This window comes from Thermohalobaculum xanthum, assembly GCF_016623495.1.
Classification (GTDB): Bacteria; Pseudomonadota; Alphaproteobacteria; order Rhodobacterales; family Rhodobacteraceae; genus Thermohalobaculum; species Thermohalobaculum xanthum.
This window is the reverse complement of record NZ_JAEHHL010000008.1, coordinates 247,670-262,640: the sequence shown is the minus strand read 5'-3', so window position 1 is coordinate 262,640 and position 14,971 is coordinate 247,670. Positions and strand designations below refer to the sequence as shown.

Annotated in this window: 15 protein-coding genes; 6 read left to right on the top strand and 9 right to left on the bottom strand. The window is 66.3% G+C overall.

What is annotated here, in order from left to right; translation table 11 throughout:
• Positions 1-139 precede the first annotated feature (139 nt).
• The gene (gene map, locus H0I76_RS14515) at positions 140-961 is read right to left on the bottom strand and encodes a type I methionyl aminopeptidase (protein WP_200611169.1); all 822 of its coding nucleotides are present in this window, start codon (positions 959-961) and stop codon (positions 140-142) included.
• 20 nt (positions 962-981) lie between these two features.
• Positions 982-1,680 (bottom strand): DNA/RNA nuclease SfsA, encoded by a 699-nt coding sequence (gene sfsA / locus H0I76_RS14510; protein ID WP_200611167.1) that lies wholly within the window; start codon positions 1,678-1,680, stop codon positions 982-984.
• Between the two features lie 46 nt (positions 1,681-1,726).
• Between sfsA and H0I76_RS14505 the strand changes: the two genes are divergently transcribed.
• The 4 genes from H0I76_RS14505 (at position 1,727) to H0I76_RS14490 (ending at position 5,277) form a co-directional block, all read left to right on the top strand.
• On the top strand, positions 1,727-2,494 hold the full coding sequence (locus H0I76_RS14505) for a competence/damage-inducible protein A (RefSeq protein ID WP_200611165.1): 768 nt from the start codon (positions 1,727-1,729) through the stop codon (positions 2,492-2,494).
• A complete protein-coding gene (locus H0I76_RS14500) occupies positions 2,491-3,249 on the top strand; it encodes an SDR family NAD(P)-dependent oxidoreductase (RefSeq protein WP_200611162.1) in 759 nt (252 codons plus the stop codon). The genes H0I76_RS14505 and H0I76_RS14500 overlap by 4 nt, the downstream gene beginning before the upstream one ends.
• Positions 3,250-3,264: 15 nt before the next feature.
• A complete protein-coding gene (locus H0I76_RS14495; protein ID WP_200611161.1) occupies positions 3,265-4,212 on the top strand; it encodes an ABC transporter ATP-binding protein in 948 nt (315 codons plus the stop codon).
• Positions 4,213-4,500: 288 nt separating this feature from the next.
• Positions 4,501-5,277 (top strand): AlbA family DNA-binding domain-containing protein, encoded by a 777-nt coding sequence (locus H0I76_RS14490; RefSeq protein ID WP_234455341.1) that lies wholly within the window; start codon positions 4,501-4,503, stop codon positions 5,275-5,277.
• A 624-nt stretch (positions 5,278-5,901) separates the two neighbouring features.
• On the opposite strand, the gene polA is transcribed toward H0I76_RS14490, so the two are convergent.
• Positions 5,902-8,736, bottom strand: a complete 2,835-nt coding sequence (polA, locus tag H0I76_RS14485) for a DNA polymerase I (protein ID WP_200611159.1) — start codon at positions 8,734-8,736, stop codon at positions 5,902-5,904.
• A 77-nt stretch (positions 8,737-8,813) separates the two neighbouring features.
• Complete coding sequence (locus H0I76_RS14480; RefSeq protein ID WP_200611158.1) at positions 8,814-8,990, bottom strand: zinc-finger domain-containing protein; 177 nt, start codon at positions 8,988-8,990, stop codon at positions 8,814-8,816.
• A 117-nt stretch (positions 8,991-9,107) separates the two neighbouring features.
• On the opposite strand from H0I76_RS14480, the gene H0I76_RS14475 reads away from it, so the two are divergent.
• Together H0I76_RS14475 and H0I76_RS14470 are read left to right on the top strand one after the other, a co-directional pair.
• Positions 9,108-10,049, top strand: a complete 942-nt coding sequence (locus tag H0I76_RS14475) for an ABC transporter ATP-binding protein (RefSeq protein ID WP_200611157.1) — start codon at positions 9,108-9,110, stop codon at positions 10,047-10,049.
• A 90-nt stretch (positions 10,050-10,139) separates the two neighbouring features.
• Entirely contained in the window at positions 10,140-10,529 is a 390-nt protein-coding gene (locus tag H0I76_RS14470) for a histidine triad nucleotide-binding protein (protein WP_200611156.1), read from the top strand.
• A gap of 40 nt (positions 10,530-10,569) precedes the next feature.
• Here the strand turns inward: H0I76_RS14470 and H0I76_RS14465 are convergent, their stop codons facing one another.
• From H0I76_RS14465 to H0I76_RS14445, 5 genes are all read right to left on the bottom strand, one after another.
• Complete coding sequence (locus tag H0I76_RS14465; RefSeq protein WP_200611153.1) at positions 10,570-11,283, bottom strand: haloacid dehalogenase type II; 714 nt, start codon at positions 11,281-11,283, stop codon at positions 10,570-10,572.
• The gene (locus H0I76_RS14460; RefSeq protein ID WP_200611144.1) at positions 11,274-11,501 is read right to left on the bottom strand and encodes a hypothetical protein; all 228 of its coding nucleotides are present in this window, start codon (positions 11,499-11,501) and stop codon (positions 11,274-11,276) included. The genes H0I76_RS14465 and H0I76_RS14460 overlap by 10 nt, the downstream gene beginning before the upstream one ends.
• Before the next feature lie 55 nt (positions 11,502-11,556).
• The gene (aroC, locus tag H0I76_RS14455; protein ID WP_200611140.1) at positions 11,557-12,657 is read right to left on the bottom strand and encodes a chorismate synthase; all 1,101 of its coding nucleotides are present in this window, start codon (positions 12,655-12,657) and stop codon (positions 11,557-11,559) included.
• Positions 12,658-12,805: 148 nt separating this feature from the next.
• Positions 12,806-13,642 carry a cytochrome c1 gene (locus tag H0I76_RS14450; protein ID WP_200611137.1) on the bottom strand — a complete coding sequence of 279 codons (837 nt, stop codon included), beginning with the start codon at positions 13,640-13,642 and terminating at the stop codon, positions 12,806-12,808.
• Positions 13,643-13,666: 24 nt separating this feature from the next.
• Positions 13,667-14,968 (bottom strand): cytochrome b, encoded by a 1,302-nt coding sequence (locus tag H0I76_RS14445; RefSeq protein WP_200611135.1) that lies wholly within the window; start codon positions 14,966-14,968, stop codon positions 13,667-13,669.
• Positions 14,969-14,971: the final 3 nt, after the last annotated feature.

Genomic DNA, 14,971 nt, shown 5'->3' with positions numbered 1-14,971 from the left:
GGGCGCCTTGGCGTTGCACTCATCGGCTTGTCGGGCTGGATATGGGGGCCGAAGCTTCGCGCGTACGCACCGATGCGGGTATCGTGAAAATTAAATGATATCAATAAGTTGATATCGTTTTCACGCGTGAAAGCCGGTCTCAGAGCTTCGGAAAGAACAGCCCCTTGGGCGAGAGGGTGAAGATCTCGCAGCCTTCCTCGGTCACGCCGATCGAGTGCTCGAACTGGGCCGAGAGCGAGCGGTCGCGCGTCACCGCCGTCCAGTTGTCGGCCAGCGTCTTGGTCTGGGGCGCGCCCAGGTTGATCATCGGCTCGATGGTGAAGAACATGCCTGGCGCCAGCTCCGCCCCCTCGCCGCGGCGGCCGTAGTGCAGAACGTTCGGCGCGTCGTGGAACACCCGCCCCAGCCCGTGGCCGCAGAAGTCGCGCACGACCGAGCAGCGCTCGCTCTCGGCATAGGTCTGGATGGCCGCGCCGATATCGCCGAAATGGTTGCCGGGCCTGACCTCGGCGATGCCTAGCATCAGCGACTCGTGGGTGACCTCGATCAGCCGCGCGGCCTTGCGGCTGGGCGTGCCGGCCGCGTACATGCGCGAGCTGTCGCCGTACCAGCCGTCTAGGATCACGGTCACGTCGATGTTCAGGACATCGCCGTCCTTCAGCGCCTTGGGCCCCGGGATGCCGTGGCAGACGACGTGGTTGATCGAGGTGCAGATCGACTTGGGGAAGCCGCGATAGCCCAGCGGCGCGGGGGTCGCGCCGTTGGCCAGGATGAAGTCGTGGCAGATCTCGTCCAGCTCCTCGGTCCGCACGCCGGGCTGGATGTACTGGCCGATCAGGTCGAGGCATTCCGCCGCCAGCCTTCCAGCGGCGCGCATGCCGTCGAAATCCGCCGGGTCGTAGAGGCGGATGCCCTCGCGGGTGCGCTTCTCGGCGCCGTGAGTTCTCACCGGTTCGTCCATCATCTTCTGCTGCTTTCCCCTTACTCCACGATCGGGATGGCGCGATCAAGGATGATCTGGTCGGGCGAGATGGCGCAGGTGACCGCCATCGCCTCGACCCCCGCCGCGCGCGCCTCGGCGAAGGCGGCCGCATAGGCGGGGTCGATATCCGCCGCCAGCGCCATGCGGGTGCAGTCTGTGCGCTGGACGCAGTAGAGCATTACCGCGCGGGCGCCCTGGGCCGCCACGCGGGCCAGCTCGCCCAGGTGCTTCGCGCCCCGCGCGGTGACCGCGTCGGGAAACTCGGCAAGGCCCGGCTGGCGCATCAGGTGGACGTTCTTCACCTCGACATAGGCGTCGGGCAGGCCGTCGCCGCTCAGCAGGAAATCGACGCGGCTGCGCGTGCCGTAGCGCACCTCGGGCCGCACGGAAGGGTAGTCCGCAAGCCCGGCCACGCGCCCATCGCGTAGCGCCTCGCCGACCACGCGGTTGGGCACGGCGGTGTCGATGCCGGCCCAGTGCTCACCCAGCTCGACCAGCCGCCAGCCATAGCGCAGCTTGCGCGCGGGGTCGTCGTTCGGCTCGACCCAGACGCGCATCCCGGGCTCGGCCAGGCCCGTCATCGCGCCGGGATTGGCGCAATGGGCGACGACCGTCTCGCCATCGATCTCGATATCGGCGAGAAAGCGTTTATACCGTCGGACCAGGGTGCCGGGGATCAGGGGCCTGTCGAAGCGCATGGCGCAAACCTAAGCCCCGGCCGGGCCGCCGCCAAGAGGGAGAAAGATGAGCCAGCCCACCGCCGCCATGCTCGTGATCGGGGACGAGATCCTCTCGGGCCGCACGCGCGACGCGAACGCCCACCTGCTGGCCCAGAAGATGACCGGGATCGGCATCCGCCTCGTCGAGATCCGCGTGGTGCCCGATGTGCGCGAGACCATCGTGGCCGCCGTGCGCGAGCTGTCGGCGCGCGTCACCTATCTCTTCACCTCGGGCGGCATCGGGCCCACCCATGACGACATCACGGCCGACGCGGTGGCCGAGGCCTTCGGCGCCGCGATCGGCGTGCGCGACGACGCCCGCGCGATCCTCGAGAGCTACTACAAACCCGGCGAGCTCAACGAGGCGCGGCTGCGCATGGCCCGGATCCCGGATGGTGCGCGGCTGATCGACAACCCGCTGAGCCACGCGCCGGGCTTCGTCATCGGCAACTGCCACGTCATGGCGGGCGTGCCGGCGATCTTCGCGGTGATGCTCGAGGGCATCCTGCCCGGCCTCGCCGGCGGCCCGCCGATCCTGTCGCACAGCTTCCGCGTGATGATGCCCGAGGGCGAACTGGCCGGGCCGCTGGGCACGGTCGCGGCCGCGCACCCGCAGGTCTCGATCGGCTGCTATCCCTTCTTCCGCCTGACCGCGGGGGCCACGCTGATCCTGCGCGGCACCGACCCGGAGGCGCTTGCGCGCGCCGCCGACGACATGCGCGCCATGCTGGCCGCGCGCACCGACCACATCGAGGAAACCCCGCCCGGCGCGGTAACGGAGAACGCTGAATGAGCCATCTCAAGGACAAGGTCGCGATCGTCACCGGCGCCAGCCGCGGGATCGGCGCGGCCACCGCGCGGCTGATGGCCGAGCAGGGCGCCGCCGTCATCCTCGCCGCGCGCTCGACCGGCGAGACCGGGGCGCTGGCGGCCGAGCTGACCGCCGCCGGGCACCGGGCCGAGGCGATGGCCTGCGACGTCGCGCGCTTCGAGGACGTGGCCGCGACCGTCGCGCGGGCGCGCGAGCGGTTCGGCGGGCTCGACATCGTGGTCAACAACGCGGGCATGATCGAGCCGATCGCGCAGCTCGTCGCCTCGGACCCGGCCGAGTGGGGGCAGGCCATCGACGTCAACCTCAAGGGCGTCTACCACGGGCTGCGGGCCGCGATCCCGGCGATGGAGAGCGGCGCGGTCATCGTCAACATCTCGTCGGGGGCCGCGCACAGCCCGCTCGAGGGGTGGAGCGCATACTGCGCGGCCAAGGCGGGCGCGGCCATGCTGACGCGGGCCGCGCATCTCGAATGCGCCGGGCGCGGGATCCGGGTGGTGGGCCTCTCGCCTGGCACCGTGGCGACGCAGATGCAGCGCTCGATCAAGCAGTCGGGCCTCAACCCCGTCAGCCGGCTCGAATGGTCCGACCACATCCCGCCGGAATGGCCGGCGCGCTGCATCGCGTGGCTGTGCGGGCCCGAGGGCGCCGAGTTCGCCGGAACCGAGGTCAGCCTGCGCGACGAGACGATCCGCCGCCGCGTCGGCCTGGCCGCCTGACGGGGGAGGGCGCCCGTGTTCGAGTTCTACCGCACGCTCTTTCGCGTCACCTGGCGCGCGCAGCTGGTGCTGATCGGGCTGTCGCTGTCGGTGGCGGCGCTGGCGGCGGTCCCGCTCGAATACCAGAAGCGGATCATCAACGGCCTCGACGGCGATCTCGACGGCCCGGCGCTGGTGCGGCTGGGGCTCGAGATGGGGGGCATCATCGTCATCAGCCTCGCGCTGAAATGGGCGCTGGGCTACCGCTCGGGGCTGGTGGGCGAGGGCGTGATCAAGCGCATCCGCTACGTGATCTGCGAGAACCCCAAGGCGACGGGGCGCACAGACGTGGGGACGGGCACGCTGGCCTCGATGATCTCGGCCGAATCCGAGGCCGTGGGCAAGTTCGTCGGCGATGCGGTGGCCGAGCCGGTGCTGCAGATCGGCACCCTGGTCAGCGTGGTCGGCTACATCGCCGCGACCCAGCCGCGGCTGGGGCTGGTGGTGGCGCTGATCGTGCTGCCGCAGGCCGTGATCGTGATGATGACCCAGTCGCGCATCAACCGGCTGGTGCGCGAGCGGGTGCTGTTCCTGCGCCGCGCGGTCAACGAGGTCACCCATGGCGACCTGGCGGCGGCGCGCGAGGCGGTGCACGCCGATTTCGACCGGATCTACGAGACCCGCCGCAAGGTGTTCCTGTGGAAGCTGTCGACCAAGTTCGTGCTGAGCGCGCTGAACGGGGTGGGGATGGTGGTGGTGCTGGTGCTGGGCGGCTCGCTGGTGCTGGAGGGGCGCAGCGATGTCGGCATCGTGGTCGCCGCGACCGTGGGCCTGCAACGCATCCAGCAGCCCTGGCGGCTGGTCATAGCCTTCTATCGCAACCTCTCGGCCGTGCGGGTGCAATGGGAACTGATGCGCGGCGTGGTCGAGAAGCTGCGCGCCGCCGAGGCCGAGGCGGAAAAGACGCCCGAGGGGCAGGGCTGAGGGCAGGGACGGCGCCGGACTGCGCGGGCTTTCACGCGTGAAAGTGTGGGTATTGTGTTGATAAGAAACGATTTCCCGTTTGAAATGTACTGCGGGGTGTGGTGTGAATTTGTTGACCAAACTCCGATTTGGTCGCCCCTGTGCCGACCAAGATCATGCCTCGCGCCGAAGGGGTAGTTCAGTGTAAAGCATACTAAAAAACAAAAATCACTACCTTGAATAGCAGAAGCGTGGATGATTCAATGCGGCAGGAATTTTACAGAGTGAGCGGAAGGGTTTCCGGTGGCCATGAAAATTAATGAACTTCATTACAGCCCATTTGAGAGGGGCGTTAAAGATTTGAACTCCAAAGATTTGGAATGCTTAAGAGACGTCTCTGAAGGATGGCATATTGAGTATAAAAGAGAAATACCTAACCCAAAAACAATTGCAAAATCCGTTTCATCATTCGCCAATACGTATGGTGGATGGATTTTCTACGGAATCGGCCAAAGGTCTGACGCAGATCCAGTTGCTGAAAGTTTTCCGGGAATTGATGATGCAGACTGTGAAAAGAAAATCTCTTCAATTAAAGAGGCGGTCAAATTTCATGTAAGCCCTTCGCCATTTTTCGAGGTTTTTAAGATAGATGGTCCAAATAATATTATAGGTCTGGGGGAAAATCGATCTATAATTGGAATTTTTGTGCCAAGAAGTAATACAGCACCTCACATTCATTCGTCTGGCGTAATCTTTTCACGCGTTTCGGATTTGAGCGACCCAAGACCGCTGAATGATCGTTACTTAATTGATGAACTGTTTAAAAGGCAGGAAATGCTGTCCGAGTGGTACAAAAGATGGCAAGATCGTGATCCAGTTTTTTCAAATGCGGAGCAAGAGAAGTGCTACTTTAGATTTATGTTGATTGCTGATCTATCAAGAGAGAAAAATGACTGGAGAGAGTTGAATTTGTCCGATCTTAAGAAGACGCTAACAAAAAAAGATAAAAAGATGCCATCTATAAAATTCGATGCATTCTATGTTTCTCCATCTGGATTTATAGCGCAGCAACAGGGGGGGGGATGATCCAAGCAGAACGACAACTACTTTAAAGGTTCACCATGGACTTAGACTGGATTTAATATTTCCCGCAAAATCTTTCAGATTCTCAAGCATTGATGCTTTTGCTGATGTATTTAAAGGGAGAAAAATTTATGCGGAGTTTGCAAAGTTGCTCCGAGATAGGGGGTATACGTCACCTAATTTGATAGATATTGGTGAATCATTTCTAGTATTGCTGTCTATCTCGGAGTTAATCAATGATCTTGTAGAATTTTACGATTGGAGTGGAGATTTATTTGCTAAGTTAAAGGTATATAATTCTTGGAGGTTCACACCGTATATAGATGATGAGAAGTATTTGAGGTATTGTGAAGTGAATGGATTTCCTTTATGCTTTGATGATGAGGTTACTTTTCCAGCTCCACCATCTTCGGACGGGTTTGTTAAAATTTATAGCGCAAGTGACAGATGTGAAGACAGCGTTGCAAAAATGGTAAGCGTTGGGTCCCTAATGTTCTATTTAATTTCAAGATGTTTTGGAGTTCCATTTTTGGAAAACGATTTTGGAAGTGATATCGAGGCGATATCTCAAGCGGACATTTATCGTGCTTCGACGAGCGCATTACTTGATTCAGAATAGTTTGCGCTTCAATGCGCCTCAGCCCAACTCTGCCCCTTCCCGGCATCCACGACAAGCGGGACCGAGATCTCGACCGCGGGGGCCGCGGCCCCCTCCATCACGGCCTTGACCACCTTGGCGGTCTTGTCGGCCTCGTCCCCGGGGACTTCGAACAGCAGCTCGTCATGGACCTGCAGGAGCATCCGGCCCGAGAGTTTATGATCTGTTAACGCCTCGGGGATGCGGATCATCGCGCGGCGGATCACGTCGGCCGCGGTGCCCTGGATGGGGGCGTTGATCGCCGCGCGCTCGGCAAAGCCGCGGTGGGGGCCCTTGAGTTTGATGCCCGGCGTGTGGATCTTGCGGCCGAACAGCGTGGTGACATAGCCCTGATCGCGCGCCGTCTGCTTGGTCGTGTCCATGTAGGCGCGGATGCCGGGGAAGCGCTCGAAATAGGCGTCGATGAAGGCCTTGGCCTCGGCCTGCGGGATGCGCAGGTTGTTCGCGAGCCCGAAGGCCGAGATGCCGTAGATCACCCCGAAATTGATCGCCTTGGCCTGGCGGCGGACCATCGGGTCCATGCCCTCGATCGGCACGCCGAAGACCTCGGACGCCGTCATGGCGTGGATGTCGAGCCCGTCGCGGAACGCCTTTTTCAGCGCGTCGATCCCGGCCATGTGGGCGAAGATCCGCAGCTCGATCTGGCTGTAGTCGAGCGAGAGGATGACGTTGCCCTCGGCCGCCACGAAGGCGGTGCGGATCTGGCGCCCCTCCTCGGTGCGGACGGGGATGTTCTGCAGGTTCGGGTCGGTCGAGGCGAGCCGCCCGGTCGAGGTCGCGGCCAGCGAGAACGAGGTGTGCACGCGCCCGGTCTCGGGATTGATGTGGTTGGGCAGGGCGTCGGTATAGGTCGACTTGAGCTTGCTGAGCGCGCGCCAGTCGAGCACGCGGGCGGGCAGGTCGTGGCCCTGGGCGGCCAGCGTCTCGAGCACGTCGGCGCCGGTGCCCCAGGCCCCGGCCTTGCCCTTGACGCCGCCCTCGAGCCCCATCTCCTCGAACAGGATCTCGCCCAGCTGCTTGGGCGAGCCGACGTTGAACCTGCGCCCGGCGAGCTTCTGGATCTCGTCCTCGAGCCCGGCCATCTTCTGCGCGAAGCCGTTCGAGAGGCGCGAGAGCAGGTCGCGGTCGACCAGGATGCCGGCAAGCTCCATGTCCGCCAGCACGGGCACCAGCGGGCGCTCGAGCGTGTGGTAGACGGTCGAGACCCGCTCGGCCGCCAGCCGCGGGCGCAGCTTGTGCCACAGGCGGATGGTGACGTCGGCATCCTCGGCCGCGTAGGTCGCGGCCTTGTCGATCGGCACGCGGTCGAAGGTGATGGCCGACTTGCCCGAGCCGATCAGCTCCTTGATCGGCACAGGGCGGTGGCCGAGATGGCGCTCGGACAGCTCGTCCATGCCATGCCCGCCGAGCCCGCTGTCGAGGGCGTAGGACATCAGCATGGTGTCGTCGAAGGGGCGCACGTCGATGCCGTGGCGCCGCAGCACCTTGAGGTCGTATTTCAGGTTCTGGCCGATCTTGAGGATTGCCTCGTCGACGAGGATCTCGCGCAGCGCCGCCAGCGCGTCGTCGAGCGCCATCTGGTCGGGGGCGCGCTCGGCCGCGCCCAGGAGGTCGCCCTCGCCCGTGACGTGGCCCACGGGCACATAGGCTGCGCGGCCGGGGGCGGGCGAGAGGGCGATGCCGGCGATCTCGGCCACCATCTCGTCGAGCGAGGTGGTCTCGAGGTCGATGCACAGGTGCCCGCTCTCCCGCGCCTCGTCGAGCAGGGCGGCGAGGTCGGCGGCCTTGCGGATGATCGTGTAGGCGTCCGGGTCGAGCTTGGGCATCGCGCGCACGGCGCCGGGCCCCTCGGCACCGGCGGGGGCGGCCTTGCTGGCCGGGGCCTCGGGCGCGCGTTTCGCCTCGATCACCGGCGGCTCGGCCCCCAGCGCGTCGGCGATGCGGTTCGAGAGGGTGCGGAACTCCATCTCGGCGAGGAAGCCCAGCAGCTTTTCCGCCTCGGGCTTCTCGACCGGGAACTCGTCAAGCCCGTGCTCGACCGGCACGTCCTGCTTGAGGGTGACGAGGTCGCGCGAGAGGCGGATCTGGTCGGCCTTCTCGATCAGTGTCTCGCGGCGCTTGGGCTGCTTGATCTCCTCGGCGCGGGCGAGCAGCGTGTCGAGATCACCGTATTCCTCGATCAGCTGTGCGGCGGTCTTCACGCCGATGCCGGGCGCGCCGGGCACGTTGTCGACCGAGTCGCCGGCCAGCGACTGCACGTCGATCACCCGGTCGGGCGCGACGCCGAACTTGGCGCGCACCTCGTCGGGGCCGATCGTCAGGTTCTTCATCGGGTCGAGCATGGTGACGCCGGGGCCGACAAGCTGCATCAGGTCCTTGTCGGACGAGACGATGGTCACCTCGGCCCCGGCCTCGACCGCCTGGCGGGCATAGGTGGCGATCAGGTCGTCGGCCTCGAAGCCCTTCATCTCGACCGCCGGAACGCCGAAGGCGCGCGTCGCCTCGCGGATGAGGGGGAACTGGGGGCGCAGGTCCTCGGGCGGCGGCGGGCGCTGGGCCTTGTAGCCCTCGTAGAGGTCGTTGCGGAAGCTCTTCGAGGAATGGTCGAACACCACGGCAAGATGGGTGGGCCCCGAGTTGCCGAAGCCCATCAGCATCTTGTGCAGCATCGCGCAGAAGCCCGCGACCGCGCCCACCGGCAGGCCGTCCGACTTGCGGGTCAGCGGCGGCAGGGCGTGGTAGGCGCGGAAGATGTAGCCCGAGCCGTCGATCAGATAGACATGGGAGCCCTTGCCGAGGGTCATGCGCGTCCTCTCTGCTGCCGGGCGAAGCCCGTCGTCGGGTGGTGCGACAGGCGGGCGCCTCGCGCGCCGGGCCGCGGTCAGTGGGCTGCGGCGTCCTCGGCCAGCACGAAGCGCTTGTCGCAGTATGGGCATTCGACGAAGCCTTCGAGCCCGATCGTCAGATAGACGCGCGGATGACCCAGCGCCCCCTCCTTGCCGTCGCAATGCACCTTGGTGGTCTCCACGGTCTCGACCTCGGGGGCCTCGTTCGTCATCGCCTGCCTGCTCCTTGATCTCGCGGCCTGTTTGACCGGCTCCGCGGCGGCATGATAGCGATCCGGAGCCGGGCGGCAAGCTGTCCCGGCGCCGTCCGCCCAGCCGGAGATCGTCGCATGCCGCTCAACGCGATCGAGGTGCGCTCGCTCGTCAAGACCTACGCCGCGACCGGCCGCGAGCCGGCGAAGACGGCGCTGAAGGGGATCGACCTCGACGTGCCTACGGGGTCGATCTTCGGGCTGCTGGGCCCGAACGGTGCGGGCAAGTCGACCTTCATCAACATCCTGGCGGGGCTGGTCACCAAGACCTCGGGCAGCGTGCGCATCTGGGGCTTCGACCAGGACGTGAACCCGCGCCAGTCGCGCGCTGCGATCGGCGTGGTGCCGCAGGAGCTCAACATCGACCCGTTCTTCACGCCGTTCGACCTGCTCGAGGTGCAGGCAGGACTCTACGGCGTGCCCAAGGCGCGCCGGCGCAGCATGGAGATCCTGACCCGCGTGGGCCTTGCCGACAAGGCGCGCGCCTATCCGCGCACGCTGTCGGGCGGCATGCGGCGGCGGCTTCTGGTCGCGAAGGCGATGGTGCACGAGCCGGCGGTGCTGGTGCTCGACGAGCCCACCGCCGGGGTGGACATCGAGCTCAGGCAGATGATGTGGGACTATGTGCGCGAGCTGCACGCGGCGGGCACCACGGTGATCCTGACGACCCACTACCTGGAGGAAGCTGAGGCGATGTGCGACCGCATCGCCATCATCAACCACGGCGAGGTGGTGGCCTGCGAGGAGACGCCGAGCCTTTTGTCCCGCATCGATTCGAAAACGCTGCTCCTGCGGCTGGCGCGAGAGCCGGGGTGCCTTCCGGAGGTGCCTGAGGGCGTGACGGCAGAGCTGCGCGCGCCCGACCTGCTGGCGCTGCGCTATCCCCGCAGCGTTGCGCGCGCCCCGGACCTGGTGGCTGCCGTGCAGGCCGAGGGGCACGAGATCACCGACATCGAGACCGAGGAGCCGCGCCTCGAGCAGGTGTTTCTGGAGCTGACGCGCGCGCGGCCGACCGCGTGACGGCTGCAGCTTGCAATCGCGTCGCACGGCGGTGAAAGTCGCGGCACCCGCCCAAGCGTGGCGGCGGCCAGCGGCCTTTCGGAGAGTGTGATGAGCTACGACTACGACGACCAGAACGTCTTTGCCCGGATCCTTCGTGGCGAAATCCCCTGCGCCAAGATCCTCGAGACCGAGCATTCGCTGGCCTTCAAGGACATCTCGCCGCGCGCACCCGTGCATGTGCTTGTCATCCCGAAAGGGCCTTATGTGAACGCCGATCATTTCGGCGCGGCGGCCAGCGATGCCGAGCTTGCGGATTTCATGCGCGCCGTGGCCGAGGTGGCGCGCAGCACCGGCGCCGCCGGGGCGGCGGGCGGCAATGGCTACCGGCTCATCGCCAACACGGGCGCCGATGGCGTGCAGGAGGTGCCGCACTACCACGTCCACCTGCTGGGTGGCAGGCGGCTGGGCCGGATGCTGGAGAAATCGCCGGAAGAGTGACCCGACCGGCGCCTCCGCCGCGGCGGGGCGAGCGGCTCGGTCAGCCAGCCAACCAGGCCGCGAGCGCGCGCATGTCGTCGGCGACGAAGTCCCAGTCGGCGGTGGGTACGAGATCGCTCGTCTGGCCCTCGCCCTGCTCGGACGGGCGGGGAACGAAGGCCGTGGCCAGCCCCTCGGCCCGCGCGGCCGCAAGGTCGCCATTATGGGCGGCGACCATCACAACCTCGGCGGGGTCGAGCCGCAGGGCGGCGACGGACCGCCGGTAGGCGAGCGGATCGGGCTTGTAGGCGCGCGCGACATCCGCCCCGAGGATGCAGTCCCACTCGATGCCCGCATAGCGCGCGAGCCGGCTCATCAGCGCGATCGACCCGTTCGAACAGGGCGCGACCAGGCGCCCGGTGGCGCGGATCGCGGCGATCCCGGGGGCGCTGTCGGGCCAGGGGGGAAGCTGCTCCCAGGCTCTGTTCAGTTCGAGGCGCGCCGCCGTGTCGAAGTGCTCGGCGATCCCGAAGGCCGACAGCACGCGGTCGAGGTTCTCGAGGTGCAACTGGTCGAGCTGGACATATCCGCGCTCGCCCGAGCGGATGCGCTGCATCGCGGGCTGGTATTCGGCGCGCCAGGCGTCGGCGAAGGCATGCGGGTCGGTCTCGATGCCGCGGAGGGCGAATGCCTCGCGGGCGCAGGCGGCCACGCCTTCGCGCCAGTCGACCACGGTGCCGAACACATCGAAGATCGCGGCGCGGATCACGCGCACCGACCCTCGGCCCGCAGCAGGGCGCGCCCGGCTTCCGTCGCCGCGACCGTGCCGTCGGCGGGCCGGCGGGCGACGAGGCCAAGATCGAGCGCGTCCTCCCACACCGTGAGGCGCGGACAGGAGGTTCGCCAGGCGGCCATCACCTCGTCATAGGGGCGCGGCGCGGGGGCGAGCCAGGCCACGAGGTCGAGAACGAGCGCGCGGTTTTCGATCTGCATGTCATCAGCCCTCCACGCGGGCGAGCATAGCCGCGCCGCCGCGGCGGGCAAGACGTCAACCGATCCGGCCGCGGTTCTCGCCGACATGGGCGCGGTGCAGCAGCAGATGATCGAGCAGGACGGCCGCCATCATCGCCTCGCCCACCGGCACGGCGCGGATGCCGACGCAGGGGTCGTGGCGGCCCTTGGTGACGATATCGGTCTCCTCGCCCGAGATGGCGATGGTGCGCCGCGGCTTGAGGATCGACGAGGTCGGCTTGACCGCGAAGCGCACGACGACGTCCTGGCCGCTCGAGATGCCGCCGAGGATCCCGCCGGCATGGTTCGACAGGAAGCGCGGCCCGTCATTGCCCATCACGATCTCGTCGGCGTTTTCCTCGCCGGTCAGGGCAGCAGTGGCGAAGCCGTCACCGATCTCGACGCCCTTGACCGCGTTGATCGACATCATCGCGGCGGCAAGGTCGGTGTCGAGCTTGGCGTAGACCGGGGCACCAAGGCCCGCGGGGACGCCGCTGGCCACGACCTCGACCACGGCGCCGACGGAGTTGCCCGACTTGCGCAGCTCGTCGAGATAGTCCGCCCAGTGCGCGGCGGCGGCGGCGTCGGGCGTCCAGAAGGGGTTGCGCTCGATCTCGGCCCAGTCCCAGTTCGCGCGGTTGACCGGGTGGGGGCCCATCTGGACCATGCAGCCGGTGATCGTCAGGCCCGGCACGAGCTGGGCGAGGGCGGCGCGCGCGATGCCGCCGGCGGCGACCCGCGCCGCCGTTTCGCGCGCCGAGGAGCGGCCCCCGCCGCGATAGTCGCGGATGCCGTATTTCAGCCAGTAGGTCAGGTCGGCGTGGCCGGGGCGGAACTTGGCCGCGATCTCGGAATAGTCCTTCGAGCGCTGGTCGGTGTTGCGGATCATCAGCTGGATGGGGTGGCCGGTGCTGGCCCCCTCGAAGACGCCGGACAGGATCTCGACCTCGTCCGGCTCGCGCCGCTGCGTCGTGTAGCGGCTGGTTCCCGGCTTGCGCCGGTCGAGCCAGTGCTGGATGTCGCCGGCCGAAACCGGGATGCCGGGGGGACAGCCGTCGACCGTGGCGCCGAGCGCGGGCCCGTGGCTCTCGCCCCAGGTGGTCACGCGGAAGATGTGGCCGTAGGTGTTGAACGACATGTCCTGCCCTCGCTGCGCCGCCGCACCGCGTCGCGCCCGTCCGCGCGCGGGGGTTGCCTCCATGCGCAGGCGATAGCCGATCGCGGGCAAAAGAAAAACCCCGCCCGGTGCCGGGCGGGGCCTGATCCTCGCGACCCGCTGGTTGGGGTCAGTGGTCCTTGCCCTTCACCGGCGCCCAGAGCTTCCGGTTGGTGTAGTAGAGCAGGACCGCCAGCACGATCAGCATCAGGACGTTGCGCAGGCCGGCTTCCTTGCGCTCGACCATCTTCGGCTCGGCCGCCCACATCAGGAAGGCCGAGACGTCCTTGGACATCTGCTCGACCGTGGCCTCAGGCGAGCTGTAGTGGCCGCCGCCGCCATGGCCGTCACCCTCGCCCATCGAGTGGGCCTCGTACTCGATGAGACCCTCCGACAGCGGCGGGACCATCGAGATCAGCCCGCCGGGGAAGGCGGTGTTCTCGTACAGAACCGTGCCCGCCTGCTCGACCTCTTCGCCAGTATAGCCGGTGAGCAGCGAGTAGATGTACTCGGGCCCGCCGGTGCCGTTGAACAGCTGGTTGAGGCCGAGGCCGAAGGGGCCGTGGAAGCCCGCGCGCGCCTTGGCCATCAGGCTGAGGTCGGGCGCGCCGGCGGCGGTGTTCGGCGGGAACTTGTCCGACAGCCGCGCAGGGCGCGTGTCGTCAAGCTCGGGGTCGAACACCTCGTAGTTCGCGGCAAACGCCTTCGCCTGCTCCTCGGGGAAGGCGGGGCCGGTCGCCGAGGTCAGGTCGCGGAACGCCACGTACTTCAGGCCGTGGCACGCGGCGCAGACCTCGTTGAACACCTGGAAGCCGCGCTGCAGCTGGTGTTGGTCGTAGGTTCCGAACGGGCCCTCGAACGAGAAGGCGACGTTCTCGATATGGGTCTCGCCGCCGGCCGCGAGCGCCGCGCCCGGAAGGGCGAGGCTGGCCGCGAGCATGGCGGGGATGATGCGTGACTTAAGCATTCTCGTATTCTCCTCGCCTGTCGCTCACTCGGCCGGGGTCGCGGCGGTCTTGTCCGCCGGCGGGTGTTCGGCCTCGAAGGCTTCCTCGATCGTGGCCGGCTCGGCCTGCGGCTTCTCGATGATCCCCAGCAGCGGCAGGATCACGAGGAAGTAGGCGAACCAGTAGATCGTCCCGATCAGCGAGATCGTCGGCACGAGGCCCTCGGGGGGCTGGCCGCCGCACCACATCAGGATGAAGAAGTCGGCGACGAGCAGCCAGAAGTACCACTTGAACTGCGGACGATAGCGGCCCGAGCGCACCCGGCTGGTGTCGAGCCAGGGCGCCAGCGCCATGACCACGATCGAGCCGAACATCGCGATCACGCCGCCCAGCTTCGAGTCGATGAACAGGATGTCGAAGGTGATGGCGCGAAGGATCGCGTAGAACGGCAGGAAGTACCATTCCGGCACGATATGCGCGGGCGTCACCAGCGGGTCGGCCTCGATGTAGTTGTCCGGGTGGCCGAGGTAGTTCGGCATGAAGAACACGAACACCGCGAACAGGATCAGGAACACGACCAGCGCGTACATGTCCTTGATCGTGTAGTAGGGGTGGAACGGAACCGTGTCCTTCTTGGCGGTCGCGAGGTCCTTGCGCCGGACCTCGACCCCGGTCGGGTTGTTGTTGCCGGTCGTGTGGAAGGCCCAGATGTGCACTGCCACGAGCCCGACGATCACGAAGGGCAGCAGGTAGTGCAGCGAGAAGAAGCGGTTCAGCGTCGGGTTGTCGACGGCGAAGCCGCCCCAAAGCCACTCCACGATCGGCTGGCCGACCAGCGGCAGGGCCGAGAACAGGTTGGTGATCACCGTGGCGCCCCAGAACGACATCTGGCCCCAGGGCAGCACGTAGCCCATGAAGGCCGTCGCCATCATGGCCAGGTAGATCAGGATGCCGATGATCCAGGTGATCTCGCGCGGCGCCTTGTAGGAGCCGTAGTAGAGGCCGCGGAAGATGTGGGCGTAGACGGCGATGAAGAACATCGACGCGCCGTTCGCGTGCACGTAGCGCAGGAGCCAGCCGGCGTTCACGTCACGCATGATGTGCTCGACCGAGGCGAAGGCCAGGTCGACATGCGGCGTGTAGTGCATGGCCAGCACGATGCCGGTGACAATCTGCACGACGAGGCAGACCGTCAGCACGACGCCCCAGATCCACATCCAGTTGAGGTTCTTGGGCGTCGGGAAGTTCATGAAATCGATCGCCAACGCCACCGCGGGCAGGCGGGTGTGGAGCCATTTCTCGATGCCGGTCTTCGGCTCGTAGTGCTCCTGAGGAATATGTCCCATCGT